At 60.7% G+C, this 24,999-nt stretch carries 26 protein-coding genes; 6 read left to right on the top strand and 20 right to left on the bottom strand.

Annotated features, from left to right (window positions below; all coding sequences use genetic code 11):
- Positions 1 to 67: 67 nt before the first annotated feature.
- The 6 genes from JOF28_RS12655 to JOF28_RS12630 form a co-directional block, all read right to left on the bottom strand.
- Positions 68 to 1,363: an acyl-CoA dehydrogenase family protein gene (locus JOF28_RS12655; RefSeq protein WP_209706067.1), complete on the bottom strand. Its 1,296-nt coding sequence runs from the start codon at positions 1,361 to 1,363 to the stop codon at positions 68 to 70.
- Between the two features lie 67 nt (positions 1,364 to 1,430).
- The gene (locus JOF28_RS12650; protein WP_342452173.1) at positions 1,431 to 2,210 is read right to left on the bottom strand and encodes an SDR family NAD(P)-dependent oxidoreductase; all 780 of its coding nucleotides are present in this window, start codon (positions 2,208 to 2,210) and stop codon (positions 1,431 to 1,433) included.
- Positions 2,211 to 2,313: 103 nt separating this feature from the next.
- A complete protein-coding gene (locus tag JOF28_RS12645; RefSeq protein WP_209706065.1) occupies positions 2,314 to 3,300 on the bottom strand; it encodes a zinc-binding dehydrogenase in 987 nt (328 codons plus the stop codon).
- 45 nt (positions 3,301 to 3,345) lie between these two features.
- Complete coding sequence (locus JOF28_RS12640) at positions 3,346 to 4,119, bottom strand: SDR family NAD(P)-dependent oxidoreductase (RefSeq protein WP_209706064.1); 774 nt, start codon at positions 4,117 to 4,119, stop codon at positions 3,346 to 3,348.
- 75 nt (positions 4,120 to 4,194) lie between these two features.
- Complete coding sequence (locus JOF28_RS12635; RefSeq protein WP_209706063.1) at positions 4,195 to 5,382, bottom strand: thiolase family protein; 1,188 nt, start codon at positions 5,380 to 5,382, stop codon at positions 4,195 to 4,197.
- Positions 5,383 to 5,405: 23 nt separating this feature from the next.
- The gene (locus JOF28_RS12630) at positions 5,406 to 6,875 is read right to left on the bottom strand and encodes a class I adenylate-forming enzyme family protein (protein WP_245190353.1); all 1,470 of its coding nucleotides are present in this window, start codon (positions 6,873 to 6,875) and stop codon (positions 5,406 to 5,408) included.
- Positions 6,876 to 7,148: 273 nt separating this feature from the next.
- Here JOF28_RS12630 and JOF28_RS12625 point away from each other — a divergent pair, with 273 nt between their 5' ends.
- The 4 genes from JOF28_RS12625 (at position 7,149) to JOF28_RS12610 (ending at position 10,740) form a co-directional block, all read left to right on the top strand.
- Positions 7,149 to 8,243, top strand: coding sequence for a phosphotransferase family protein (locus tag JOF28_RS12625; protein WP_209706061.1), 1,095 nt, complete (start codon positions 7,149 to 7,151; stop codon positions 8,241 to 8,243).
- Positions 8,240 to 9,136 carry an enoyl-CoA hydratase gene (locus tag JOF28_RS12620; protein ID WP_209706060.1) on the top strand — a complete coding sequence of 299 codons (897 nt, stop codon included), beginning with the start codon at positions 8,240 to 8,242 and terminating at the stop codon, positions 9,134 to 9,136. The genes JOF28_RS12625 and JOF28_RS12620 overlap by 4 nt, the downstream gene beginning before the upstream one ends.
- Complete coding sequence (locus tag JOF28_RS12615) at positions 9,133 to 9,888, top strand: FadR/GntR family transcriptional regulator (RefSeq protein ID WP_209706059.1); 756 nt, start codon at positions 9,133 to 9,135, stop codon at positions 9,886 to 9,888. Before JOF28_RS12620 ends, JOF28_RS12615 begins: the two co-directional genes overlap by 4 nt.
- Positions 9,889 to 9,954: 66 nt before the next feature.
- Positions 9,955 to 10,740, top strand: coding sequence for a crotonase/enoyl-CoA hydratase family protein (locus JOF28_RS12610; protein ID WP_209706058.1), 786 nt, complete (start codon positions 9,955 to 9,957; stop codon positions 10,738 to 10,740).
- Positions 10,741 to 10,790: 50 nt separating this feature from the next.
- Here JOF28_RS12610 and JOF28_RS12605 read toward each other — a convergent pair whose 3' ends face one another.
- The 6 genes from JOF28_RS12605 to truA form a co-directional block, all read right to left on the bottom strand.
- Positions 10,791 to 11,783, bottom strand: a complete 993-nt coding sequence (locus JOF28_RS12605) for a thiolase family protein (protein ID WP_209706057.1) — start codon at positions 11,781 to 11,783, stop codon at positions 10,791 to 10,793.
- Positions 11,784 to 11,980: 197 nt separating this feature from the next.
- Positions 11,981 to 12,397, bottom strand: a complete 417-nt coding sequence (locus JOF28_RS12600; protein ID WP_209706056.1) for a Zn-ribbon domain-containing OB-fold protein — start codon at positions 12,395 to 12,397, stop codon at positions 11,981 to 11,983.
- Positions 12,398 to 12,587: 190 nt separating this feature from the next.
- On the bottom strand, positions 12,588 to 13,937 hold the full coding sequence (glmM, locus tag JOF28_RS12595; protein ID WP_209706055.1) for a phosphoglucosamine mutase: 1,350 nt from the start codon (positions 13,935 to 13,937) through the stop codon (positions 12,588 to 12,590).
- Positions 13,938 to 13,951: 14 nt separating this feature from the next.
- On the bottom strand, positions 13,952 to 14,431 hold the full coding sequence (gene rpsI, locus JOF28_RS12590) for a 30S ribosomal protein S9 (RefSeq protein ID WP_209706054.1): 480 nt from the start codon (positions 14,429 to 14,431) through the stop codon (positions 13,952 to 13,954).
- A 36-nt stretch (positions 14,432 to 14,467) separates the two neighbouring features.
- Positions 14,468 to 14,914 carry a 50S ribosomal protein L13 gene (gene rplM, locus JOF28_RS12585; RefSeq protein WP_209706053.1) on the bottom strand — a complete coding sequence of 149 codons (447 nt, stop codon included), beginning with the start codon at positions 14,912 to 14,914 and terminating at the stop codon, positions 14,468 to 14,470.
- A gap of 127 nt (positions 14,915 to 15,041) precedes the next feature.
- Positions 15,042 to 15,893 (bottom strand): tRNA pseudouridine(38-40) synthase TruA, encoded by an 852-nt coding sequence (truA, locus tag JOF28_RS12580; protein ID WP_209706052.1) that lies wholly within the window; start codon positions 15,891 to 15,893, stop codon positions 15,042 to 15,044.
- Positions 15,894 to 16,011: 118 nt separating this feature from the next.
- Here truA and JOF28_RS12575 point away from each other — a divergent pair, with 118 nt between their 5' ends.
- Positions 16,012 to 18,114, top strand: coding sequence for an acyltransferase family protein (locus tag JOF28_RS12575; protein ID WP_209706051.1), 2,103 nt, complete (start codon positions 16,012 to 16,014; stop codon positions 18,112 to 18,114).
- Between the two features lie 49 nt (positions 18,115 to 18,163).
- Here the strand turns inward: JOF28_RS12575 and JOF28_RS12570 are convergent, their stop codons facing one another.
- Positions 18,164 to 19,537: an FAD-binding oxidoreductase gene (locus JOF28_RS12570; RefSeq protein WP_209706050.1), complete on the bottom strand. Its 1,374-nt coding sequence runs from the start codon at positions 19,535 to 19,537 to the stop codon at positions 18,164 to 18,166.
- A 77-nt stretch (positions 19,538 to 19,614) separates the two neighbouring features.
- On the bottom strand, positions 19,615 to 21,000 hold the full coding sequence (locus tag JOF28_RS12565; RefSeq protein ID WP_209706049.1) for an MFS transporter: 1,386 nt from the start codon (positions 20,998 to 21,000) through the stop codon (positions 19,615 to 19,617).
- Between the two features lie 205 nt (positions 21,001 to 21,205).
- Here JOF28_RS12565 and JOF28_RS12560 point away from each other — a divergent pair, with 205 nt between their 5' ends.
- A complete protein-coding gene (locus JOF28_RS12560; RefSeq protein ID WP_209706048.1) occupies positions 21,206 to 21,886 on the top strand; it encodes a GntR family transcriptional regulator in 681 nt (226 codons plus the stop codon).
- Positions 21,887 to 21,994: 108 nt separating this feature from the next.
- On the opposite strand, the gene rplQ is transcribed toward JOF28_RS12560, so the two are convergent.
- The 6 genes from rplQ to infA form a co-directional block, all read right to left on the bottom strand.
- The gene (rplQ, locus tag JOF28_RS12555) at positions 21,995 to 22,462 is read right to left on the bottom strand and encodes a 50S ribosomal protein L17 (protein ID WP_209706047.1); all 468 of its coding nucleotides are present in this window, start codon (positions 22,460 to 22,462) and stop codon (positions 21,995 to 21,997) included.
- A 44-nt stretch (positions 22,463 to 22,506) separates the two neighbouring features.
- Entirely contained in the window at positions 22,507 to 23,493 is a 987-nt protein-coding gene (locus JOF28_RS12550) for a DNA-directed RNA polymerase subunit alpha (RefSeq protein ID WP_209706046.1), read from the bottom strand.
- Between the two features lie 116 nt (positions 23,494 to 23,609).
- The gene (gene rpsK / locus JOF28_RS12545; protein ID WP_209706045.1) at positions 23,610 to 24,008 is read right to left on the bottom strand and encodes a 30S ribosomal protein S11; all 399 of its coding nucleotides are present in this window, start codon (positions 24,006 to 24,008) and stop codon (positions 23,610 to 23,612) included.
- 48 nt (positions 24,009 to 24,056) lie between these two features.
- Positions 24,057 to 24,425 (bottom strand): 30S ribosomal protein S13, encoded by a 369-nt coding sequence (gene rpsM / locus JOF28_RS12540; RefSeq protein ID WP_209706044.1) that lies wholly within the window; start codon positions 24,423 to 24,425, stop codon positions 24,057 to 24,059.
- A gap of 158 nt (positions 24,426 to 24,583) precedes the next feature.
- A complete protein-coding gene (gene rpmJ / locus JOF28_RS12535) occupies positions 24,584 to 24,697 on the bottom strand; it encodes a 50S ribosomal protein L36 (protein WP_017793389.1) in 114 nt (37 codons plus the stop codon).
- A gap of 66 nt (positions 24,698 to 24,763) precedes the next feature.
- A complete protein-coding gene (infA, locus tag JOF28_RS12530) occupies positions 24,764 to 24,985 on the bottom strand; it encodes a translation initiation factor IF-1 (RefSeq protein ID WP_209706043.1) in 222 nt (73 codons plus the stop codon).
- Between the last annotated feature and the right edge of the window lie 14 nt (positions 24,986 to 24,999).

Genomic DNA, 24,999 nt, shown 5'->3' with positions numbered 1-24,999 from the left:
TTATCAGAGTTTAGACGACACGTGCCCACTCTGCGCACAAACTCACCTCGGCCGTTTCCAGAGAGAGCTAGTACAGGCCCAAATCTTCCAACTGTGGGCGGAACTTTTCGCGGGCACTCTCAACACGCGCCGGCAGGTGCATCGTGGGCCACAGTCCAGGTGCCGGCTCGACGTTGCGCATAAGGTTGCGCCCAATCTGCATCTTATGAATTTCCGTAGCACCATCAGCAAGAGCCATGTGGTAGCTCTCGGACAACCATTTCCCCAGGGGCAGCTCATCAGAGACGCCGAGTGACCCGTGCACCTGCATCGCCCTGCTAGCGACGTCATGCAATACCTTGGGCATGGCCGACTTCACCGCGGCGATGTCATTGATTACCCGGCGGTAGTCCTTGTACTGATCGATTCGCCATGCGGTGCGGAGCACCAGCAAGCGGAACTGCTCAAGCTCAATCCAGGAATCAGCGACCATCTGTTGCACCAGTTGCTTATCGGCCAGGCTCCCCCCGCGAGTCTGGCGCGTCTTGGCTCGCTCCATCATCATGTCCAGCGATGCGCGCACCAGGCCAACCGTGCGCATCGCATGGTGAATACGTCCGCCGCCGAGCCTTGTCTGTGCGACAGCAAAACCGCGCCCCACTTCACCCAACAGGTGATCCCTCGGAATTCGTACGTCGGTAAAACGCATGTAAGCGTGGGTGCCCACTTCATAGTTATGTCCCCACACACCCGTATTGCGCACAATTTCGACGCCGGGGGTGTCTGCGGGAACGATGAACATCGAGGCACGATCAGTACGCGCAGCTTCAGGGTCGGTGACCGCCATAATGATGAAGAACGAGGCGAAGCGCGCGTTCGACGAGAACCACTTCTCACCGTTAATCACCCAGCTATCACCATCAGCCACCGCACTGGTGATGAACGACGTCGGGTCGGATCCCCCCTGCGGTTCAGTCATGGAATAGCACGACACGATGTCGCCATTGACGAGCGGCTTCAGAAATCGCTCTTTCAACTCAGGCGTGCCATAGTGCGCAAGAATCTCCGAGTTTCCCGAGTCTGGCGCCTGTGCACCAAACACGATGGGGCCGGAGTGCGTGCGCCCAATAATCTCGTTCAGCAGGCCAAGCTTTAGCTGCCCAAACCCTTGCCCCCCGAGTTCAGGCCCCAGGTGGGTGGCCCACAATCCCTTCTCTCGCACGCGCTGCTGCAGCGGCGGAATCAAGGCTTGCCGGAGGGGATCTTCCATGTCGTACGCGTGGGTAATCACGCAATCGACCGGCTCAACCTCCTCGGTAACAAATGCTTCAGCCCAGTCAAGTACCTTCTGGTACTCCGGATCAGTTTCAAAACCCCAGCTCATAGTGTCCTCCTGCTCGCGTCAAGCGCGTCGTAATTCAACGGGTGTGCAATGCATCATCTTGCGCAGATCAGGTCGTCATGGAACTCCGGCCACCGTCGACCGCGATAACGGCACCGGTGGTAAAGCTTGAGGCCGAACTCGCTAGATAGACCGCGGCGCCAACGATCTCGTCTGGCCGCCCGAAACGCTGCAGCGGATACGCTTTGGATTTTTCAGCCACAGCATCCATGGACCAGTGCTTGCTCACATCAGTCAGAAACGGGCCGGCCATAATCGCATTGACTCGAACATTGGGGCCGTACGCCTGCGCGAACCCCTTCGTAAGCACCTGCAGCCCAGCCTTTGCCGCACCATATGGGAGATCACTGGGCGTGGGTCGTTCAGCCGCAATGCTCGAAATATTAATAATCGAGCCGCCGTCACCCGAATCCATACGACTGCCCACCAGAGCGGTCAGCCGAAACGGGCCCTTCAAATTTACGCTCACCACTTTGTCAAACAATTCTTCACTGACGTCAACCAGGCTCGGGTAGAGGGGCGACATACCGGCATTGTTCACCAGCACATCCACGCGGCCAAGCTCGCCGTAAATTCGCTCCACGAGGCCATCCTGCGCATCCCAGTCACCCATATGGCAAGAGATCGGCAACGCCGTTACCCCAAACTCACTCCGCACCTCAGTGGCGAGCGCTTCGCAGTTCTCAAGCTTTCGGCTCACGATCACTACGTCTGCGCCGCGTGCGGCAAATGCCCGTACCATTTCTTTGCCAAGCCCGCGGCTTCCGCCCGTGACGACGGCGATGCGCCCCGCCAACACTTGCTCGGGGTGTTCAGTCTGTGTTTGCACGGACAGGCCCGCCTTTCTCACCATTGAAAAACTATGCTCATAATATACCTATTTCGCGGCAACCCTCAACTCGCAAGAGTATTTGCGCCATTTTTCGCCAGGCCTACAGGTCGATGATCACCTTGCCTACAAAAGCACCTTCACGCATACGGCTAAAAGATTCCCAAGCTACAGCGAGTCCGCCAGGCAGCACGGTGTCCAGCGAACGCACCGTGTTTTCTTCCACCGCTGCGCTCATCTCAGCGAGAAACTCACTCTTGTCGGCCCGATGGTCACGCAGCAGAAACCCCTCCATCCGCACACGGTTCCACACCAGCTTGAGGAGATTCGACGGACCCGGCTGCGGCGTGCTCGCACTGTAGGCGCTCGTCATCCCGCACAGGGCGATACGTCCGTGCACTGCCATCTCTCGAATTGCGGCTTCGAGCTGTTCCCCGCCCACATTATCGAAATACACATCGATCCCTGTTTTGCCTACGCGCTCTAGCGAGGCTCTCAATTGGTCCCGGATCGATCCATCGCGATAGTTAAATACCGCGTGCGCGCCGAGCCGCAGTACCGATTCACACTTTGCGCGTGATCCGGCGCTGCCAATAACGGTACATCCCGTAGCGAGCGCGAGCTGCACCGCTGCAGAACCCACCGCACCAGCAGCCGAAGAAATAAACACGGTGTCACCCTCGCATGCCTGCGCCACTTTGCGCAGCCCCACCCAGGCCGTCATGCCAGTCAGGCCAAGTACACCGAGTGATAATTTGGGGTCGTGCGCCGCATCAATGAGGGTGCACTCATCCAACGACAGGACCGCCCTGTCACGCCAGCCATAGTCGTGTAACACGTGCGCCCCCACCGGGAGCCCCTGCACCCCCGAGTCTTCGATGACTCCCACGGCCGGGCCTCGCAGGGGTTCTCCCAAGTTATAGGCGGCCTCGTACCCGGCCCTTCCGCTCAGCCTCCCGTACAGGTATGGTTCCAGCGACATCGCTACGTTACGTACGCGCACGGTTCCTTCGCCCCCGAGGGGAAGCACCACATCGCATAAACGCACATCGTCACTTCGGAGCGTCTCTTGTGGGCGCCGCTGGAGCACCCACGCCGCTGTGTGCAGTTCCTTAGGGTAGCTCACCCCGACCTGCTAGCGCGGAGCCATGCGAATGGCGCCGTCAAGTCGAATCACTTCACCGTTAAGCATCGCATTATCGATGATATGCGCGGCCAGCGACGCGAACTCGGCTGGGTTGCCCAAGCGTGAGGGGTGAGGCACCTGCGCTCCGAGAGCATCACGTGCATCCTGCGGCAGCTTGGCAAGCAGCGGGGTGTCAAACGTTCCCGGCGCAATAGTAACTACGCGAATCTGCCTATTAGCCAGGTCGCGAGCAATCGGCAAAGTCATTCCAGCCACACCGGCTTTAGAAGCGGCATAGGCCGCTTGACCAATCTGCCCCTCATAAGCCGCAACCGATGACGTGAGCACGATCACACCGCGTTCGTCACCGAACTCTCCAGGTAGTGGCTCGAGCGCGTTCATCCGCTCTGCTGTAAGCCGCAGTACGTTGAATGTGCCGATGAGGTTGATCGTGACGACCTGAGAAAACACGTCGAGGGGGAATACGCCATTACGCCCCAGAACACGCATCGAACGACCCATGCCCGCCGTGTGCACCAGGCTTCGAATTTCACCGTGAGCCTCCGCGATATCGAGCGCTGCCGATACCTGCGATTCGTCGGTTACATCGGCGGGCGCAAACACCACACGATCACCCAGGCGACGGGCTGCCTCCGCACCATTCGAACTAGGCAGATCAATAATGGCGATACGTGCACCATCTTTGAGAAGCCGTTCGACCGTGGCTAGGCCTAAACCCGACCCACCGCCAGAGACCACTACTACCGAGTCTGAAATCTGCATAAATACTCCTTCGTATCTGTGGGACACATCATGCACATGCCCCGAATCTGAGGTGCGGTCCGCCGAGTTGGCTGCCTAGGCTGTCTCGACCCGTTCAATGATCAGTGCGTTGGCCATTCCGCCATGCTCACACATAGTCTGCAGCCCGAATCGACCACCTGTGCGCTCGAGTCGATGAAGCAACGTAGTCAGCAATCGCGTTCCCGAATTTCCAATTGCGTGACCGAGCGCGATGGCGCCCCCGTCGGCATTCATACGTTCTCGCTCGACCCCCATTTCGGCCGCCCAACCAAGAGGTACAACTGAGAATGCTTCGTTTACTTCGAAGGAATCAATATCTGCGACATCAAGCCCGGCACGTTTGAGCGCTTTGCGTGTCGCCGGGACCGGCCCGGTCAACATGTCGATCGGGCTAACCCCTGAAACCGCGAAGGACACGAATCTCGCCCGCACTTTCAGCCCCAATTTGAACGCGAGTTCCTCTTCCATAATGAGCACGGCTGATGCACCATCCGTAAGCGGCGAGGAACTTCCGGCCGTCACTGACCACTGAATCTCGGGGAATCGAGCGGCATCGACAGCATTCTCAAACGAAGGTTTGAGTCCGCTAAGACCAGCAGCCGTGGTCCCCGAACGCACCGTCTCGTCTACCGTGACCGTTCCGTTTGGTGTCACGACCGGAACAATTTCGGCATCAAAGTTGCCGTTTGCGATCGCGTCCGTAGCGCGCTCATGCGATTCTGCGGCGTAGCGGTCCATCTCTTCTCGAGTGATCTGGTACTTGCTAGCGAGCCGTTCAGCCGCAACCCCCTGGCTCACTTGCCCTTCGGGGTATCGCTCAGCCACGCCGCTGCCGATAAAATCTGCACCGGCTGACGCAGCCCCCATCGGTACTCGGCTCATTGATTCGACACCCGCGGCAATCACAACGTCGTACGCACCAGCAATCACGCCCTGCGCCGCAAATTGTGCCGCCTGCTGGCTTGATCCGCAGGCACGAGTCACCGTGGTGCCGGGAACGCTCTCGGGTAGACCGGCTGCGAGCGCGCCGTGTCTGGCAATGTTGCCCGCCTGTTCCTTGCCCTGGCTCACACAGCCTGCAATAACGTCTTCAATGAGTTCGGGATCGATCCCCGTACGCTCAATGAGCGCACGGATCGGGACCGCAAGAAGGTCGACGGGGTGAATTTCAGAGAGTGACCCTCCGGGCTTACCACGCCCGACGGGTGTACGAACAGCTTCAACAATGACGGCGCTACGCATGGTGCTTCCTTTACTTGTACAGATCAGGCCTGGCCAGCATCGACCAGCTGGCTCAGCAGCTTCGGGCGAATGATTTTGCCGGTGTCAGTGCGAGGAAACTCTTCGATCACGATGACTTGATCGGGCGTACGCGAACCACGCAGGCGTGTGCGGCACCAGGCACGCACTTCGCCCTCGTCAATCTGTATTTCAGTGGCGGGGACGATCACCGCAACGATTCGTTCACCCCATTCATCGTCGGGTAGGCCAATCACAGCGAGCTCCCGCACGCCGGGATGATTCACCAGCACGTCTTCGATCTCGGCTGGAGCAATATTCTCCCCACCACGAATGATGGTGTCATCGGCACGTCCTCCAATGAAGAGGTAACCGTCTTCGAGCCGCGCACGGTCGCGGGTGGGGAACCACCCACTGGCGTCTAGCGCAGAGGCAAGGCCTTGGTATTCTCCGCTCACCTGGCTGCCGCGCACCCAGAGCAACCCCGTCTCACCGTTTTCAAGCACGTCACCCGCTTCAGACCGAATCTGTAATTCGATGCCAGGTACCGGGCGGCCGGCAGAGAATAGTAGGTGACGCTGTGACGGGTCAGAAATCGCAAGCCTGTGGTCCTCAGGGCCAAGCACCGCAATTGTCGAGCTGGTCTCAGTCAGTCCGTACGCGTTGACGAAGTTGGCTTCTGGGAATGCTTCAAGCGCTTTCAGGAGAACAGGTTCCGGCATCCGAGCACCGCCGTAGGACAGGCCACGCAAGCTTGGTGTATCGGCTGGTGCGCCATCGAGGTGTTCCAAGATTCTCGCGAGCATCGTGGGGACCAACATGACGTTGCTGATTCCTTCTGCTCGCACTGTTTCCAGCCACGCTGACGGGGTGAAGTTGGCCAGATACACCAATCGACGACCCGCATACAGGTTGGACAGCACCGCACCAACGCCCGCGACATGGTATGGAGGGTTACTCACTAGAGTCGCGGTTTCTGCATCTGCCGATCCGAATTCAATGGTTTGCATGAGATACGACATCAAGTGCTGATGGCGCAACAATACGGCCTTGGGCTTTGACGTGGTTCCGCTAGTGAACAACACAACGGCGACCGAGTCGTCGGCGGTCATCTCTGGTTCTAGTGGCTCGATTTCGCTAGCAAGTTTGACGAAATCATCGATGAGCATCGAGGGAACCCCTGCTGCCTGTACCGCCGCAACATAGGCAGGGTCAACCACAACCAATGGGGCATCGAGCTCACGGATCTGCTCCGCAATTTGATCTACGCTGAGCCGATAGTTCAGCGGGACAATCGGCACCCCAGCATACGCTGCCGACATGATTGAAACAGGAAAGGCGGGGCTGTTGACCGCCAAGAAGACGAGGTGCCGTGCTCCGTGTTGACGGAGGAGCGCAGCGCCACCCAGCGAGAGCCGGGAAAGAGTCGCGAAGTCGAGCCCGCCGTCTTCACGCGGACCAATGGCACGGCGTTCAGGGTGTACTGCCTGCGCCATGTCGAGAACGAGTTCTATTCCCATTTGTGTAATCTCTCTTGCTCTTCAAACTTCATTGTCAGTAGCCCAGAATAGGCACAAGGCCTGGGTCGTATGGAGGTCGGCTCTAGCGAAGATGTTCAACCTTGAAACATTGCCATGCGCTGAGCCGATCCACGAACTATGATCATTGTATGCATAATTAGAAAGGAATGGGTTGTCGGGAGTCAAAATGTTTGATTCCTCTCACCGACGTTGCCCACCCTCACTCGCAGCAATGGACAGGAGTCACCAATGACAGATGACATCGAGCCGCTGCGCTCACTCAACAGTATGATCGATTGGCTCGACCAGGCAGGCGTTGGTGCGGGCCCTATCACACAGGTCGTCACACTCACCGGTGGCACACAAAATGTGCTCGTCAAATTTACACGCGATGGTCACGACTACGTGCTTCGCCGCCCACCTACGAACAAACGACGCAACAGCGATGAAGCCATGCGTCGTGAGGCTCGGGTTCTCGCCGCACTGACCGGCAGCACAGTGCCCCACCCGCAGTTACGCGCCAGCGAAGAAGACGAATCCCGGTTCGGGGATGCTTGCTTCGTAATGGATGCGATCGATGGATTCACCGCCACTGAAGAGGTTCCTGCACACATTGTGGCCTCACGTGAGGCACAACGGCGAATGGGCTTCGACGCGGTCGACGCGCTCTTGGGGATCCAAGGCATCGACCCTCACACAGTAGGCCTCCCCGTGCGAGACCACTGGATCGATAGTCAGGTCGACCGCTGGGCGTCACTGTACGCGTCGCACGCTACCCACGTCGGCTGGAGCACCGACCAGCTTGAAGGAGTTGATCACGTAGCTGAATGGCTGCGATCAAACACGCCTGAGACCAGCCGTACCGGGCTTGTGCACGGCGACTTCCACTTTGGCAATATCTTGTTTAGCCGGGAAAATGGCGGACTTACGGCGGTCATAGACTGGGAACTTGCTTCCGTCGGCGACCCCCTACTCGACCTCGGACATTTCCTAGCGAGTTACCCGGTATCTAACGATCCACGCACTACTGGCACCGCCGAACCGCTTACAGAGCTCCCCAGCCGAGGTGAGCTCATCTCCCGTTATATCGCACATACCGGCCGTAACAAGACAGATGTGACTTGGTTTCGCATATTGGCGTGCTTCCGCCTGGCAATCATTATCGAGGGGTCACATGCCCGCGCCATCGCCGGCCTTGTCTCAGCAAAAACTGGAGAACGGCTCCACAAGGCCGCGAGCTACCTCATGGAGCAAGCGGTGTCCCTCGTTCTCGCTGAACAGACAGCAGGCACGGTCGCCCAGCCCATAACGGCATCCACACTCCCCAAAGGATCACACACATGAGCAACTTTCAGTTCATCGCGTACGGCACGAGCGATGACGGACGCATCGCAACCATTACACTCAATCGACCGAAGTTCCATAACGCACAAAACAGAGGTCTGCTGCTCGAGCTGGATCAGGCATTCGGCTTGGCCGAGGCCGACGATGGTGTGCGCGTCATCATTCTTCGCGGTGAGGGCAAGTCGTTTTCGGCCGGACACGATCTCGGCTCCCCCGACTACCAACGCGAGCGCACACCCGGTCCAGAGCAAGACCCCAGTTACCAGTGCAACGGTGGCACATTCACCCCGGTTGAAAGTCGCCTTCACCAAGAGTGGCATTACTTCTACCAAAACACCTTGCGCTGGCGAAACAACCGCAAGATTACTATTGCCCAGGTCCAGGGCAAAGTCTTTTCAGCTGGACTCATGCTGGCCTGGGCTTGTGATCTGATCGTGGCCGAAGAAGGCACAATCTTTGCTGATGTTGTGGGAACCAGATTAGGAATGTGTGGTGTGGAATACTTCGCCCATCCCTGGGAGTTTGGTCCCCGACTTGCGAAGGAGCTTCTCCTCACTGGCGATGCGATTGACGCCGAACGTGCGGTCTCACTGGGCATGGTCAGCAAGATCTTTAAAGCAGGTGAGACCACTCAGCAAACAGTGGCGTTTGCACAACGCATTGCGCGGCTCCCTTCAATGACCTCTACACTCATTAAACAGTCAGTCAATGATGCTCAAGATGCAATGGGGTTCACCAATGCGTTAAGTGCTTGCTTCAGCCTTCACCAGCTTAACCACGCCCACTGGAGCGTTTTGACCGATGGAGCAATGCCAATTGGAACGCCCGAGCACGGGCTACCTGATTGGAAAACCGCGCCACCCATTGCAGTGTCAGATCCCTACCAACCATGAGTCGCGAGGCCCGTATGTCACGAATCCGCCCACAAAAGACAGCGCTTCTAGTCGCTCAGCGAATCGTTAAGGAAATCACTGAAGCTGGCAAGCAGCCCGGTGACCGACTTGACCCAGAGCACATCATGCTTGAGACCTACGGAATTGGGCGAGGTACGTTGAGAGAATCTCTCCGAATCCTCGAGCTGCAGGGAGTGATCTCCCTCAAGCCCGGTTCTGGTGGTGGACCTATCGTCCAGAAGCCAGACAGTAGCGTGCTTGCCAGTTCTCTTACTCTGTTGCTCCATTACGAAAAGCGCCCCTTCGCATCCGTCGTGGAGACGCGAACCGTACTTGAGCCCGCTATGGCGAAGTTTGCCGCTGAGAACGCAAGCCCCGATCAGCTTGAAGCGCTCCGCCTCAACGTCGAGACCGTTGAAGCTCATCTCGACGATGATGTGTACTACCACCGCGAGAACGAGCGGTTCCACGCGATCCTCGCAGAGGCGTCAGGTAACAGCATTTTTCAGTATCTCATCGCCGCCATGCTCGGCATTCTCGATGGCACGACAGTGGGCGTTACTTATCCGAGGGAAGTAAAGGAACTCAGCAATAAGATTCACCGCGACATTTACGATGCGATCGCGAATCGTGATGGCGTGCGTGCAGAAAAGCTAATGCGGAGTCACCTCCACGCACACGCGGACTACACCGCAACGAACTTCCCGGCTTCCCTTGATGCCCCGATCGATTGGATGATCGCGGGCGGCTAACCCCGTCAGACTCGCTTCCCGAACGCTAGTGGGGAGCGAGTCCCATGATTTTGAAGGACTATATCTATGCACAAACATGCTGAATCCCCAACGCCCCCGGTGATTATCACCGAGCGTCGAGGCAGTGTTCTGGTCATTACGATTAACCGAGCAGAGCGTCGGAACGCTTTGGATCGGGCGGCAAGCCAGGGGCTTACGCAAGCGGTGGAACAACTTGAGCAAGATCCCACACTCACAGTGGGCGTCCTCACAGGCGCCGGGGGCACCTTCTCAGCTGGCATGGATCTCAAAGCGTTCCTGGCAGGCGAAAAGATCAATGATCCAGTGCGCGGGCTCGGCTTCACAAAGCTGCCCGCAGCAAAACCCATGATTGCCGCGGTCGAAGGCTATGCACTCGCCGGCGGATTCGAGCTGGCGCTTGCTTGCGACCTCATCGTGGCAAGCGAGTCAGCCAAATTCGGCCTTCCTGAAGTAAAACGCGGCCTCATAGCCGCCGCTGGTGGGCTCTTCCGGTTACCCCAACGAATTCCCAAAGCCAAAGCAGTCGAATACCTCCTCACTGGCGATTTCATCGAGGCCGTCGACGGGCACGCTCTTGGCCTCGTCAACATCCTCTCTGCCCCCGGCGGGGCGCTTCAAGCTGCGTTGGATCTCGCCGATCGTATTGCGGCTAACGGCCCGCTCGCGGTGCGTGCCACCAAGACAATTATCGATGAGTCAGCGGAATGGCCCATGTCTGAGGCGTTCGAACGCCAGCAGCCGTTTGTTACCGAGGTGTTTAATAGCGCAGACGCCCGCGAAGGGTCCGTTGCGTTTGGTGAGAAGCGCGTTCCTGTTTGGCAAGGTCGCTAATCAGTAACGCAAATAACATGAGAGCCCCTCAAACTTGAGGGGCTCTCATGTTATGCGTCGCGGCTAATGATGAATGCCGCCGAGCCTGCCACACCATTTGAAACCGTCGCGAGTGAGTGCAGGGCCCCCGGCACCTGTCTCATGCCGCCCTGGTCGGTGACTTGTATGACCGCCTCAAGGATTTGAGTCATACCATGTAAACGGCCCTCACCGAGCGCGCCACCGCCAGTATTCACTGGGGTCGCACCGCCCAGCTGGGCTTCTCCATCTCGCAGGAACGCGAGTCCACCGCCAGTGGCGGCAAGGCCGACTCCCTCGGCCCACAGCGGCACAAGAATGGAAAATCCGTCATACAGCTGCGCAGTATCAATGTCCTTGATCGTCACGCCTGCGCCGGCGAACAACCGTTCGCCAAGGTGCTGCGCGCCGGCCCGCATATGTTCCAGGTTCATCGGAACGCCGCCTGGTCCTGACATTGAAGTTGAGGCAACCGCTGAAATCAACGCGGGTGTCCCGCCTGCAGTTCTCGCAATTTCGGTACTCGTGAGTACGAGTGCGACAGCGCCATTAACGGGTATGTCGCAGTCGAGGATCGACATTGGGTCAGCGATCATCTTCGCCCCAAGGTACTTCTCAGATGTCAGCGCTGTGTCGCGCCAATACGCGTGAGGGTTCTTCTGCGCATTCGCCCTGTTAGCAACAATGTACGGTGCAAAATCCTCGCGCTTATATCCGTAGAGTTCGAAGTATCGTTGCATGACCGTGCCAGCCCACGCGGGAGGACTCGAAAATCCATAGGGTGCGCGGTGTTGGTCATCCCCTGAGGCAAGCGACGAATCAAAATTAACGTACGATCCTTGCGGTACGTGCAGCGCACGATAGACGATCACGGTGCGGGCGAGACCCGACGAGATAGCGGCCACCGCGTCGATCAATGAATATGTCACCATGTTGAGCGTTGAACTGCTCCACGCCAGCCGTGATCTTGCCCCCAAACGCTCAGCAAGATGATTTGGCGTGACGACGTCAATACCGTCAATCACGCCCTTTGATCCGCCATAACGAGGCATAGCCGGGCTCGTGGCGATCCCATCAACACTTTCGCGCGTAAGCCGCGCGTTTGCGAGCGCGGCATCGCATGCCTCCACCGTGAGGTCGCTCAGCGTACGCTCCGTCAGCCGCGTCAGCGGCGAGTAGCCAATGCCCGCGATGGCAACCTTGCCACTGTTTATCCACATGTTCATACCTCACCCACCTGAATTTGAGGAATACTTACGTCTTCAGCAATCGTTGTAAAGAAGATCTCCGCATGTGCACCAATCTGAATCTTCGTAGATTTACCGGCGAACATGTTTGCAGTGATAAGCAACATTGGCTGGACGTCAAGTTCAATCACTCCCACGGTGAGTGGCACCAGGTCAATAAACGCTGGGCCGGGAGGCGTATTGAGCGTGGTGAATGAGTACACTGTTCCAGCACCGTTCACTTCTACGCTGTCGAGCTCACCGCTCCCGCAGTGCGGGCAATGAAGCAGCGGAGGGAAGTGGAACTGTGCGCAGCCACTGCAGCGCGGCAGCACCAGGGCATTGCGTGTCGCCCCTTCCCAGTAGCTCTGACTCGCTTCGTCTGGAACCGGTATTGGTCGAAAAGTCGCCATCGACTTAGTCTCCTCTTGCTGCAGTGTCGAGCCAACCGAACAGAAATTATAATCATAATTATCACATAAGTGACGTGTCTGGCACACCACCTTGATTCCTCGGTGCGCACTCCCCCCGAACGCAAAGAGGAGGATGTGCCCACGGGCACATCCTCCTCTTTACGTACGGGCTCGCACCGGCACGATCAGCTTAAATAGCCAACCGCTCCTTCACGATGCCTGCCAGGTCATCAGCGAGCTGCTGCGCCTGGTCAACGTGTTCGGCTTCCACCATCACACGCACGACGGGCTCGGTCCCCGATGGGCGCAACAGCACACGGCCCTTGCCCTCCAACGCGATCTCTGCCTGCGTAATGGCCTGCTGAAGCACTTCGTCCCCAGCCACACCAGAACGGTCGACTCCGCGCACGTTCACGAGCACCTGCGGGTACACCTTCATGCACTCCGCAAGCTTGGCAAGTGACTTGCCCGAGCGCTTCATCTCTGCGGCGATGTGCAACCCCGTGAGGATGCCGTCGCCGGTCGTCGCGTGCTCACTCATGATCACGTGACCCGACTGCTCACCGCCAAGCGAATAACCGCCGGCGTTGATCGCTTCGAGCACGTAGCGGTCGCCCACACCGGTTTCGACGATGTCGATACCGTTGTTGGCCATCGCGAGCTTCAACCCCAGGTTCGACATAACTGTCGCCACCAGGGTGTTCTTCTCGAGCTTGCCTCGCGCACTCATTGAGAGCGCGATGATCGCCATGATCTTGTCGCCGTCGATCACGTTGCCGTCGCCGTCCACTGCCAGGCAGCGGTCGGCGTCGCCGTCGTGTGCAATGCCGAGGTCTGCACCTTCGGCGAGCACCCGAGCCTGCAACGGTTCGAGGTGAGTCGAGCCGACGCCATCGTTAATGTTAAAGCCGTCGGGATCGTTGCCGATCACCGTGACCTTCGCCCCGGCGTCGGTGAAGACGTCGGGTGAAATGCCGGCGGCCGCACCGTGTGCGCAGTCAAGCACGACGTGGATACCCTCAAGCGAGAGCCCCTCGAGCGTGCCCAGCAGGTGCACCAGGTAGCGATCTTCAGCATCAGCGAAACGACGAATGCGACCGACCTCGCGACCGGTCACCGCCGTAGCTGGGCGGCTCATGGCCGCCTCAATCTGGTCTTCGACGTCATCGGGGAGCTTGCGCCCACCCTCGGCAAAAAACTTGATTCCGTTATCAGCAGCGGGGTTGTGTGAAGCTGACACCATGACGCCGAAATCGGCGTCGGTGTCGGCTACGAGGTACGCGGCTGCGGGGGTCGGAATGACTCCCGCATCGAGTACATCGACGCCAGCGGCGGCAAGGCCGGCTGACACCGCTGCTGAAATAAATTCACCGGAGACGCGCGGGTCGCGCGCCACGACGGCGATAGCACGACGGCTCTCGCCTCGAGCATCTCGCCCGAGTACGAGAGCCGCCGCGTGTGCGAGGTTCAGGGCCAGCTCGGCGGTCACATCGACCCCGGCTAGACCCCGAACCCCATCCGTGCCAAACAGGCGTCCCATGAGTGGGCTCCTGGTTAGCGCTTCGAGTACTGAGGCGCCTTGCGGGCCTTCTTGAGACCGGCCTTCTTGCGCTCCTTGATGCGAGCGTCGCGGCTCAGGAAGCCAGCCTTCTTGAGCGTTGCACGGTTGTGCTCTTCGTCAATCTCGTTCAGCGCGCGAGCAATGGCGAGACGCAGTGCGCCTGCCTGGCCCGAGGGGCCGCCGCCGTCGATACGAGCGATCACGTCGTACGAGCCCGTGAGCTCGAGAACCGTGAACGGGTCGTTGATCAGCTGCTGGTGCAGCTTGTTGGGGAAGTACTCAGCGAGCTCGCGACCGTTAACGGTTGCCTTGCCCTCGCCGGGGATGAGGCGCACGCGGGCAATAGCCTGCTTGCGGCGACCAACGGCTGCACCGGGAACGGTGAGCGCGGGGCGCGGGTTCGAGGCGGCAGCCTGAGCTGCGGGCGTCTCGGTGGTGTAGCTCTCGGTGGCCACGGTCTGCTCTTCAGTCACTGTGAAGTCTCTTCTCTTAAAGTCTCGTTGGCGCGACTACTGCGCGACCTGGCCGAAGGTGTACGGGGTCGGCTGCTGAGCGCCGTGAGGGTGCTCTGCACCGGTGTAGACCTTCAGCTTGCGGAACAGATCCGCACCGAGGGAGTTCTTCGGCAGCATGCCGCGAATAGCCTTCTCGACTGCGCGGTCAGGGTTGTTCTCGAGCAGCTCGGTGTAACTAACTGCCGTGAGGCCGCCCGGGAAACCCGAGTGGCGGTATGCCTTCTTCTGCGCTGCCTTGTTGCCGGTCAGAACGACCTTGTCAGCGTTGATGATGATGACGTAGTCGCCCATGTCCATGTGGGGAGCGAAAGTGGTCTTGTGCTTGCCGCGGAGCAGAGCTGCTGCGTGCGAGGCCAGACGGCCCAGCACCACATCGGTGGCGTCGATAACGAGCCAATCGTGCTTCTGATCAGCTGCCTTCGGTGAATACGTGCGAGTCACTGTCGTGCTGCTTTCTGTCGAATTGGAGGTGTTCGTGAATCCCACTCCGGGTCGGTTTCTCTCGCGAGAAACTGGACAGGTGGAGGGCTCAACAAATCGGATGCTTGCGCACCAACCGCTTACTCTATCACAAGAGCAGGCCCGGATCGCGCCTCGTGCGCGTGAGTTCAGCCCTAGCGGCGAGCTCATCGTGAGCGGGGTACGCCACTTCTTCGAGCGAGAGGCCGTGCGCGGGCATCACCGTGAATTGGCTGGTGCGCTTGCGCGCTTCGCGCAGCGCCGTGAGTTCTGCGTCGGTGATGCGACCGCTGCCCACCGCGACGACGGCGCCCACGAGGGCGCGCACCATTGAGTGACAGAACGCATCTGCTTCGATGCGCGCGACCAGCACCCCCTCGGGGGTCTGGCTCCATTCAAAGCAGAGCAGCTCGCGCACCGAGGTCGAGCGTTCGCGCGCCTTACAGAAGGAGGTGAAGTCATTCAGCCCGAGCAGTTCATCACTCGCATGCTGGATTGCCGCAAGGTCGAGCGATTGCCCCAGGTCGACGGTAAACCGGGCGGTGAGGGGGTCACGGTGTGCCTCAGCCCCGCGCAGTCTGTATTCGTAGCGCCTGCGCAGCGCAGAAAAGCGCGCATCGAATGAGGTGGGCACCTCTTCAATGGAGTGCACCACCACGTCCCTGCCGTGCATTTTGAGCACGCCATTGAGCTTGCGCACGCGGGTGCGGCTGTCGGTCCCCCACTTTTCGAACTGCGCGGCGGTGACGTCGACGTGCGCCACCTGCCCCCGAGCGTGCACACCGGTGTCGGTGCGCCCGGCGACCGTGAGCCTCGGCGAAGTGGTGCGTAGCAGCGTCTCGAGTGCGGTCTCGAGCACTCCCTCGACAGTGCGCAGCCCCGGTTGTTTCGCCCAGCCAGCAAAATCGGTGCCGTCATACGCGAGATCGAGTCGCAATCGCGCGTGAGTTTCGTCTTCCATCACCCTGCAATCTTCCCATGAGCTGGCGACTCGGGTGTGCAGGCCGATTAAAGCGGCGTAGACTGGAGGGTTGTACGCGGGGGCATCCGAGCGCCCGCCAGATTTAGATCCGGGCTGCATGCAATCCTCTTCCGCCATTTCGACGGCACGATTCGGTGGACTCGATGGCCTTCGCGCCGTCGCAGTCACCCTCGTACTCGTCTACCATTTCTTCCCACAGGCACTGCCTGGCGGGTTTCTTGGCGTCGATATTTTCTTTGTGATCAGCGGATTTCTGATCACTTCGCTGCTCATTCGTGAGCGCACCACTCACGGCCGCATTTCACTCTCGGGTTTCTGGCGCAGACGTGCACGCCGGCTACTCCCCGCTTTGGGACTGGTGCTGCTCGTATGCACCAGCCTGGCGGCAGCAGTGGGCGGCGACCTGCTCGTCGGCATTGGCCGGCAAATTGCTGGCGCCGCCGCCTTCGTGAGTAACTGGGTGTTCATCGCGGCAGGGGCCGACTACTTCACTCGCGATACCCCCGAGCTGTTTCGCAATACCTGGTCGCTCGCCATCGAAGAGCAGTTCTATATTTTGCTGCCGCTCGTCGTACTGCTGCTGCTCAAGATTTGCCGCAAGCCCACTGGCGCCCTACTGCTGCTCGTTGCCGGTGTGGCCTCTGCTGTGTGGATGGCTGAGCTTTCGCTCACCGACGCCTCCCCCACCCGGGTCTATTTTGGGTCAGACACCCACGCGTTCGGCCTCATCTTGGGCGCAGCGTTGGCACTGGCGACCACGCGATCCGGGCCCGCGCTCATGCCCCGGCTGCGTGCGCAGCTGAGTTACCTCGCGGTCGCGCTCATCGGCTGTGGCACGCTGGCCACCCTCGCGGTGACGCTGCCCGAGGGCAGCCCCCAGACTTTCCAGGGCGGCTTCCAGCTCGCAACTGCGGCCTCGCTCGCGACCGTGTGGGCGGTGACCCGCCCCGGCGCTTGGATCGGGCGTGTGCTCGACAACGCCCCCATGAGTTGGGTCGGCGCCCGGTCGTACGGCATCTATCTGTGGCACTGGCCGCTGCTACTCATCGCCGGTGCCGCGTTCCCCTCGTGGCACGCGTGGCAGATTGCGCTGCTGACGCTCCTCGCCACTCTCACCTTCGCGGCCCTCTCCTTCAAGTATGTTGAGCAGCCCGTGCGGCTGCTGGGCCTGCGGCGATCGCTGCGATTGCTCGTGCGCCCCGTGCGCCAAACGCCCCGCCGTCGCACCGTCGCGGTCGCCGTGGGCGCGGTGCTTGTGGTGTCTATTCCTGCAACGGCATATGCCGTGGTGGCGGCCCCCGAGCAAAGCTCTGCCGAGGCCGCCATCGCCCGCGGCGCTGCGCTCGTGGAAGCCGAACGCGTCGCCGCAGAGCGGGCAGCCGTGCAAGAGGCCATCGAAGCGAAGGCAGCCGCAGACGCTGCTGCGTTGCAGGCCGAGCAAGACCGCATCGCCGCCGAGAAGAAAAAGAAGGCCGAAGCCGCCAGCAAGTCAAAGTCGTCACAGAAGTCCACGACGACATCCAAACCCGCCGAGGCGCCTAAGGCGGCCGAGGCACTGAAATCAGGCGAGGCGACCAAACCGAGTTCTTCGCGCGGCTCTGAGAAGAATGGATCCGAGAAAAGCCGGGCTGAGAAGAAGCCGGCCTCAGGCAAACAGCCTGCCCAGGCCCTCCCGGCCCCCGCGCACGTCACCGGCGCCGATATCACCGCCGTCGGCGATTCGGTGATGCTCGCGAGCGCTCCCGAACTCAATACGCTGTTCCCCGGCATTTCTATCGATGCCGCCGTCTCGCGCGGCATGGCCACCGGCGTCGAGCTGGTCGGTGACGCCGCCGCCCAGAGCACCCTGCGACACGTGCTCGTGGTCGGCCTCGGCACCAACGGCACCGTCACCGCCGAGGAGCTCGAAGCCATTCAGGTAGCCGCAGCGGGCCACCCCCTCGTGCTCGTGAACGCATACGGTGACCGCGAATGGATCCCCGGCGTGAATGAGACGATCGACGCGTTCGCTGCCGCTCACCGCGGCGTCGTGGTCGCCAATTGGAATGATGACGTCGCGGGCGTACCCGACGCACTCGCCGGTGATGAGATTCACCCCAACCCCAGCGGCGGCGAAATCTATGCGGCCAGCATCGAAACCGCACTTGCGGCGCTCGATAGCCCGCAGGAGGCCGTCGGGTTCACTGTTCCCAGGCGGTAAGGGCGACCGGCCTAGCTTGCCCGGCCTGTGTTAGATTGCACAGTCGGGGCTAGATAGCGCGGCCGGGGCTGAGGATGTTGTGGGGATCAAGCGTCTGCTTGATCGACCGCTGCACCCCCAGCACGGCATCGCTGAGCTGGGCCGAAAGTTCATGGTGCTTCACCGCACCGATACCGTGCTCGCCACTCATCGTGCCCCCGAGTGAAATAGCGAGCCGCGTAATGTCGTCAATGACGAGCTCTGCGGCGGCGTACCCTTCGGGGGTGTCTTCGGCTTCGACCGTCGGGTGCAGGTTCCCGTCGCCAGCGTGTGCCACGATCGAGACCGCCCGGCCGTGCCGTTCAGAGATTTCGGCGATGCCCCGAAAGACATTCGCGAGCTCCCCCACCGGCACGCCCACATCGCAGGAGACGCGCAGCCCCTGCGCGGTGAGTGCCGGGTTCGCGAGACGACGTGCTTCGAGCAGCGAATCACTCTGCGAAATCAACAGGTCTGTGGCACCGTGGGCGGCACAGGTTTGGGTGATGAGATCGGCGAGGTGGGCCGCATCGGCGCCCACGGTTTGACCGATCAGCACGGCCGCGTTCGGCACGTTCAGCCCGGTAGGGTGGAATGCTTCGATCACCCGCACGCTCGCGGCGTCGAGCAGTTCGAGCACCTCGGGCTGCGCCTCCCCGCCGACGATGGCCGTAATGGCCTCCCCTGCAGCAACAATGTCGTCGAAGTTGGCGCGGAAAGTGTGCGGGGTGCCCGGCGGAATGGGCTTCAGCCGCACCGTCGCGGCCGTAATCACGCCCAGCGTGCCCTCCGATCCGACAAACAGGCTGGTGAGGTCGAGCCCCACCACATTTTTGCGGGTGCGCGCTCCGGTATTGATCACGGTGCCGTCGGCGAGCACGACCTCCAGGGCGGCCACCGCGTCGCGGGTGACACCGTGGGCGATGCAGCGCAGTCCTCCGGCGTTCGTCGCGATGTTGCCGCCAACGGTTGATATTTCAACGCTCGCGGGATCCGGGGGAAAGAACAGCCCGTGTTCGTTAGCCGCACGATCGAGCACGGAGGTAATCACGCCGGCCTGCACATCGGCGAGCCGGTTTACCTCGTCGATGCGCGTGATCTGGTTGAGGCCGGTCAGTGAGATGATCAGGCCGCCGGGGTAGCCGACCGCGCCGCCCGAGACCCCCGTACCTGCGCCGCGCACAGCCACCGGCACCCGGTGCTCGTGTGCCCACGCCAGCGCGCACGACACATCGGCCGTTGACCCAGCACGCACCAGCACCGCAGATGCACCCTCGGGCGCGTACCTGGATCGATCGTGCGCGGCAGCATCGATCTCGGCTGGGTCGGTGACGACACGGTCACCCAGCAGCTGCCGCAGCTCGGTGATTTGGGCGGGTGAGGGGTTTGAGAACGTCGCGCTCATCACATTGCTTTCTGGTGGCTGGCCCACCACGCACAACGAGGCCCGCCGGTGGGCGGGCCTCGTTGTCTACGGGTGGGTTACTTCTTGCGAATCAGGAACGGGCTTGCGGCCTGTTCCTCTTCGTGCTCGGGGCCCAGTGGAATCCCTGAGCGGTCACGCAGCAGCAGAGTTGCCGCGAGGCCGATGAGCGTCATCACGACGAGGTACGCGGTCACCGCGGCGGTGGTGCCGGTGGCCTGCACGAGCAGCGTCGCAATGGTGGGTGCGAAGGCGCCGCCGAGGATGCAACCGATGGCGTAAGCGATCGAGACACCCGAGAAGCGCACCGAGGCGGGGAACAGCTCAGAGTAGAGCGCTGACTGTGGGCCGTAGGTGAAGCCAAGCCCCACCGTCAAGAAGGCACAGCCGAGGAAGAGCAGCCCGATTTCACCGGTGTTGACGAGCGGGAAGAGTGCGAGCACGCCCGCGAGCTGCAGCACCCAGCCGATGACGTAGGTGCGGCGACGGTTGATCTTGTCGCTCAGCCAACCGGCGAACCAGGTGGAGATAAACCAGGTCACACCCGACGCGGCGATAGCAAACAGCACGGGCTCACGGTCGAAGCCAATCGGACCCTCGGGGTCGGTGGAGTAGTTCTGAATGTAGCCACCGGTGGTCATGTAGCCGATTGCGTTGTTACCCGCGACGACGAGTGCAGCGACGATGACGAGCAGCCAGTGCTTGCGAAACAGCTTCACAACGGGAGCCTGGGTCTGCTCTTTTCGCTCGGCGATCTCGAGGAATACAGGGCTTTCTTCGACGCGACGGCGAATGTAGTAGCCGATGAAGACGAGCACGATCGAGAACAGGAACGGAATGCGCCAGCCCCACTCGAGGAACGCGTCGCCGGGAGCGATCACGGCCATGATGGCCATTGAGCCTGAGGCGAGCAGCAACCCGAGGGGCACACCAACCTGCGGCGCCGCCCCGAACAGGCCGCGGCGATCCTTAGGAGCGTGCTCAACCGCCATGAGTGCGGCGCCGCCCCACTCACCGCCGGCCGAGATGCCCTGCAGCACGCGCAGCAGCACCAGCAAGATGGGGGCAGCGATACCGATTGAGGTGAAGCTCGGCAGCAAACCGATCAGCGCGGTCGAGATGCCCATCACAATGAGGGCGATCATCAGCACGACACGGCGGCCGTATTTGTCGCCGAAGTGGCCGGCGAGAAACGCTCCGAGCGGGCGGAAGAGGAAGCTGATGCCCACCGAAATGAACGCCAGCACCGTGGCGAACTGAGCCCCCGCGGGAGCGAAGAAGAGCTGCCCGAAGACGAGGCCAGCCGCAGAAGCGTAAATGAAGAAGTCGTACCACTCAACGGTGGTGCCGATGACCGTCGCGAAGACGACGCGACGCCGGTCTTTCGGGGTCGAGATCGTTCCGGTCTGCGTGAGCAGATCAGACGCTGCGAGGTGCGCGTTCATGGCCGTGGTGACTCCCTTGTCAAAACAAAAAGCGACCGTAATTTCGGCCCGTTGCAAATCTTATAATATAAGATCGCATTGTCAAGTTAAACGATCCGCTCGCACGCAACAGTGACGTAACGTGGGTGCGGTAGCCTACTGACACCCCCATGAACGCGCGCTCAACCTGCGTTCATTCAATTGCACTTCGAAGGCGAGGCATGCAGTGCCCAGCATCAGTACCACCCCCCAGCGGGCACGTGGTGGCTCCCCCAGTAAGCGTCAGCGCGCATACGATTACCTGCGCGCACGTATCGAGGGCGGCGAGTTCGAGCCCGAGGCTCGGCTGCTGCCCGGCGAGATTGCGCTCGAGCTGGGGTTCAGCATCGTGCCCGTGCGCGAGGCGATTCAACGCCTCACCGCCGAGGGCATCGTCACGCTCGAGCACAACGTTGGGGCCCGGCTGGCCGCGTTTGACTCGCGCGCGTATCGCGAGGGTATGGAGTCCCTCGCCATGCTCGATGGCCTGGCCGCTTCACTCGCTGCTGCGCACATCGACGAGACGGGTCTGGCACACGCACGCAGCATCAATGATGAGCTGACCGCGCTGCTCGAATCCTTCGATTCGAAACAGTACAGCGCCCTCAACGCCAAGTTTCACGAGACAATCAACACGTTTTGCCCCAACCAGCGGGTGCTCGACCTGGCGCGCACCGAGTGGGCCCGGTTCGCCAATCTGCGAGACGCGAGGCACCTGATCTGCGTGTCACGCGCGCAGGAGTCGGTGCGCGAGCACACCCACATTCTCGAGCTCATCATCGCGGGGGCCGACGCCGCCGAAATCGAGCACGCCTCGCGGCAACACGTGCTCGCGACCCTGCGTTGGAATGCGCCCTCGCTTTCCTAAGCGACCACACGCAGCGCGGCTGGGCACACTCCCCCACACGCCCGCAGATACGAAAACGCCCCACCGATCATGACGATCGATGGGGCGTTTTCGAAACGCTACCGAGAATTACTCAGCAGCTGCCTCAGCGGCTTCCTGAACTGCGGGAGCTTCCACAACGGGAGCTTCCTCAGCTGCGGGAGCCTCAGCCTTAGCGGCCTTCTTGGGCTTCGGGTTTACGGGCTCGAGAACGAGCTCGATTACTGCGAGGGGAGCGCGGTCGCCCTTGCGGTAACCCGTCTTGATGATGCGGGTGTAGCCACCTTCGCGGTTCTCGACCAGGGGTGCGATCTCGGTGAAGAGCTCGTGTACCACTGAATCGTCGAGGATGCGACGCATGACGCGACGGCGAGCGTGCAGATCTCCACGCTTCGCGAAGGTCACCAGGCGCTCAGCCAGGGGCTGCAGGCGCTTTGCCTTGGTCTCAGTCGTCTGGATACGCTTGTGCTCGAAGAGCTGCGAGGCCATCTGGTTGAGCATCAGGCGCTCGTGTGCGGGGCCGCCTCCGAGGCGGGCGCCCTTAGTGGGCTTAGGCATGATTTACTCCATCGGGGTGTGATCAGGCAGGCGATGCCGGATCGTTAGTTGTTGTCGTCTTCGTAGCTGTAGAACTGAGCGCCATCAAACCCGGGAACAGCGTCCTTCAGTGAAAGACCCATCTCGGTGAGCTTATCGCGCACCTCGAATACGGACTTCTGGCCGAAGTTACGGATGTTCATGAGCTGAGCCTCGGAAAGCGCTACGAGCTCGCTCACCGTGTTGATGCCCTCACGCTTCAGGCAGTTGTAGCTGCGAACCGAAAGATCGAGATCCTCGATCGGGATCGACAGCTCGCCCTCGGCCACAACCTCGACCGGTGCAGGACCGATCTCTACGCCCTCGGCAGCGGTGTTCAGCTCGCGAGCGAGGCCAAACAGCTCCACCAGAGTTGAACCAGCCGATGCAATCGCATCACGAGGAGTGATCGCAGGCTTCGACTCAACGTCAACGACCAGGCGGTCGAAGTCAGTGCGCTCACCGGCACGAGTTGCCTCGACGCGGTAAGTCACCTTCAGTACCGGCGAGTAAATCGAGTCGACCGGAATGCGGCCAACCTCGGCGTCGTCGTTGCGGTTCTGCGCGGCCGAAACGTAGCCACGGCCACGCTCGATCGTCAGCTCGAGCTCAAACTGAGCCGAGTCGCTGAGCGTTGCGATTACGAGTTCCGGGTTGTGAATCTCGACACCAGCGGGTGCAGAGATATCAGCTGCCGTAACTTCGCCAGCGCCAGTCTTACGCAGGTAAGCGGTGATCGGCTCGTCGTGCTCGCTAGAGACGACGAGGCCCTTGATGTTCAAGATGATCTCGGTGACGTCCTCGGTCACACCAGGAATGGTGGTGAACTCGTGGGCGACACCTTCGAAACGAACGCTCGTCACTGCGGCGCCGGGAATCGACGACAGTAGCGTGCGGCGAAGCGAGTTGCCGAGCGTGTATCCGAAGCCGGGCTCGAGCGGTTCGATCGCGAAACGCGAACGGAACTCGGAGATCGATTCTTCAGTCAGAGTGGGTCGCTGTGCAATGAGCACGTTGTGTGGTCCTTTCGCTGGAGTCCGCTATATGACTCATGCGGTATCGGGAATGAGGGAAGGGAAGGTGTGCCGCGAAAGTTCGCGGCACACCATCACGCGCTCGTACTCGTGCGTTAGACGCGACGACGCTTCGTGGGGCGGCAGCCGTTGTGCGTCTGCGGGGTTACGTCGTTGATCGACCCAACCTCGAGACCAGCGGCCTGCAGCGAACGGATCGCCGTCTCGCGACCTGAGCCGGGGCCCTTTACGAAGACGTCAACCTTCTTCATGCCGTGCTCCTGCGCCTTGCGCGCAGCTGACTCAGCAGCGAGCTGAGCAGCGAAGGGAGTCGACTTACGCGAACCCTTGAAGCCAACTCCACCTGAGGAAGCCCAGCTGATCACAGCACCGGTGGTGTCCGTGATCGAAACGATCGTGTTGTTGAACGTTGACTTGATGTGGGCCTGGCCCACTGCAACGTTCTTCTTGTCCTTACGACGCGGCTTGCGCGCCGCAGTCTTTGGTGCAGCCATTGAGTATTCTCCTGAAAAGCTCTGTGTGTAGGTCTAACGGACCGGCAGTTACTTCTTCTTGCCGGCGACGGTGCGCTTCGGGCCCTTACGGGTACGAGCGTTCGTCTTGGTGCGCTGACCGTGCACAGGCATGCCCTTGCGGTGGCGAATACCCTGGTAGCTACCGATCTCGACCTTACGGCGGATGTCGGCTGCGACCTCACGGCGAAGGTCACCCTCAACCTTGAAGTTACCTTCAATGTGGTCGCGAAGCAGCACCAGCTGCTCGTCGGTGAGATCCTTGACGCGGATGTTGCCGTCGATCCCGGTCTCAGCGAGCGTCTTCAGCGCGCTGGTACGGCCGACGCCGTAAATGTATGTGAGTGCAATCTCAACGCGCTTATCGCGTGGGATATCTACTCCGGCGAGACGTGCCATTCTGGCTCTCCTTGGCGGTAGTGGAGGTGTGATGCGCATCGGGGATTCGGGCCTCCGACCCGAGGTGTCCCCCACTCAGCTTGCGCTGCGCGGGTTCTTAGATGCGCGATTAGATATTCAATTACGTGTTCTGCAAGTCCCAAAGGACCGGGGTTAAATTAACCCTGGCGCTGCTTGTGACGCGGGTTCTCGCAGATCACCATGACGTTACCGTGGCGGCGGATGACCTTGCACTTGTCGCAGATCTTCTTAACGCTGGGCTTTACCTTCATGATGTTTCCTTAACGATTCGCTGTCCTCGTACGCGCAGGGTGCCGCGCGCCGTTACTTTCCAGCGTCTACTTGTAGCGGTAGACGATGCGGCCGCGGCTCAGATCGTAGGGCGTCAGCTCCACGATCACGCGGTCCCCGGGGAGGATGCGGATGTAGTGCTGACGCATCTTGCCCGAGATATGAGCGAGCACTTTGTGTCCATTGGTCAGCTCAACGCGGAACATCGCGTTGGGCAGAGCCTCGACAACGTGTCCCTCGATCTCGATGACGCCGTCTTTCTTCGCCATAGCCTCACTGTCGC

It is taken from the genome of Leucobacter exalbidus (genome assembly GCF_017834145.1).
In the GTDB taxonomy this organism is placed as follows: domain Bacteria; phylum Actinomycetota; class Actinomycetes; order Actinomycetales; family Microbacteriaceae; genus Leucobacter; species Leucobacter exalbidus.
This window is presented reverse-complemented; position numbering and strand designations above follow the sequence as displayed.

Coding starts and splice junctions, on each gene's coding strand:
- JOF28_RS12630 (WP_245190353.1), bottom strand. CDS start 6,875: ATGGCGCAGGCAGTACACCCTGAACGCCGTGCCATTGGTCCGCGTGAA.
- JOF28_RS12615 (WP_209706059.1), top strand. CDS start 9,133: ATGAGTCGCGAGGCCCGTATGTCACGAATCCGCCCACAAAAGACAGCG.
- rpsM (WP_209706044.1), bottom strand. CDS start 24,425: ATGGCACGTCTCGCCGGAGTAGATATCCCACGCGATAAGCGCGTTGAG.
- rpsK (WP_209706045.1), bottom strand. CDS start 24,008: ATGGCTGCACCAAAGACTGCGGCGCGCAAGCCGCGTCGTAAGGACAAG.
- rplQ (WP_209706047.1), bottom strand. CDS start 22,462: ATGCCTAAGCCCACTAAGGGCGCCCGCCTCGGAGGCGGCCCCGCACAC.
- JOF28_RS12625 (WP_209706061.1), top strand. CDS start 7,149: ATGACAGATGACATCGAGCCGCTGCGCTCACTCAACAGTATGATCGAT.
- rpmJ (WP_017793389.1), bottom strand. CDS start 24,697: ATGAAGGTAAAGCCCAGCGTTAAGAAGATCTGCGACAAGTGCAAGGTC.
- JOF28_RS12575 (WP_209706051.1), top strand. CDS start 16,012: ATGCAATCCTCTTCCGCCATTTCGACGGCACGATTCGGTGGACTCGAT.
- JOF28_RS12635 (WP_209706063.1), bottom strand. CDS start 5,382: ATGCGTAGCGCCGTCATTGTTGAAGCTGTTCGTACACCCGTCGGGCGT.
- JOF28_RS12565 (WP_209706049.1), bottom strand. CDS start 21,000: ATGAACGCGCACCTCGCAGCGTCTGATCTGCTCACGCAGACCGGAACG.
- JOF28_RS12655 (WP_209706067.1), bottom strand. CDS start 1,363: ATGAGCTGGGGTTTTGAAACTGATCCGGAGTACCAGAAGGTACTTGAC.
- JOF28_RS12570 (WP_209706050.1), bottom strand. CDS start 19,537: ATGAGCGCGACGTTCTCAAACCCCTCACCCGCCCAAATCACCGAGCTG.
- JOF28_RS12620 (WP_209706060.1), top strand. CDS start 8,240: ATGAGCAACTTTCAGTTCATCGCGTACGGCACGAGCGATGACGGACGC.
- JOF28_RS12640 (WP_209706064.1), bottom strand. CDS start 4,119: ATGCAGATTTCAGACTCGGTAGTAGTGGTCTCTGGCGGTGGGTCGGGT.
- JOF28_RS12600 (WP_209706056.1), bottom strand. CDS start 12,397: ATGGCGACTTTTCGACCAATACCGGTTCCAGACGAAGCGAGTCAGAGC.
- truA (WP_209706052.1), bottom strand. CDS start 15,893: ATGGAAGACGAAACTCACGCGCGATTGCGACTCGATCTCGCGTATGAC.
- infA (WP_209706043.1), bottom strand. CDS start 24,985: ATGGCGAAGAAAGACGGCGTCATCGAGATCGAGGGACACGTTGTCGAG.
- JOF28_RS12610 (WP_209706058.1), top strand. CDS start 9,955: ATGCACAAACATGCTGAATCCCCAACGCCCCCGGTGATTATCACCGAG.
- glmM (WP_209706055.1), bottom strand. CDS start 13,937: ATGGGACGCCTGTTTGGCACGGATGGGGTTCGGGGTCTAGCCGGGGTC.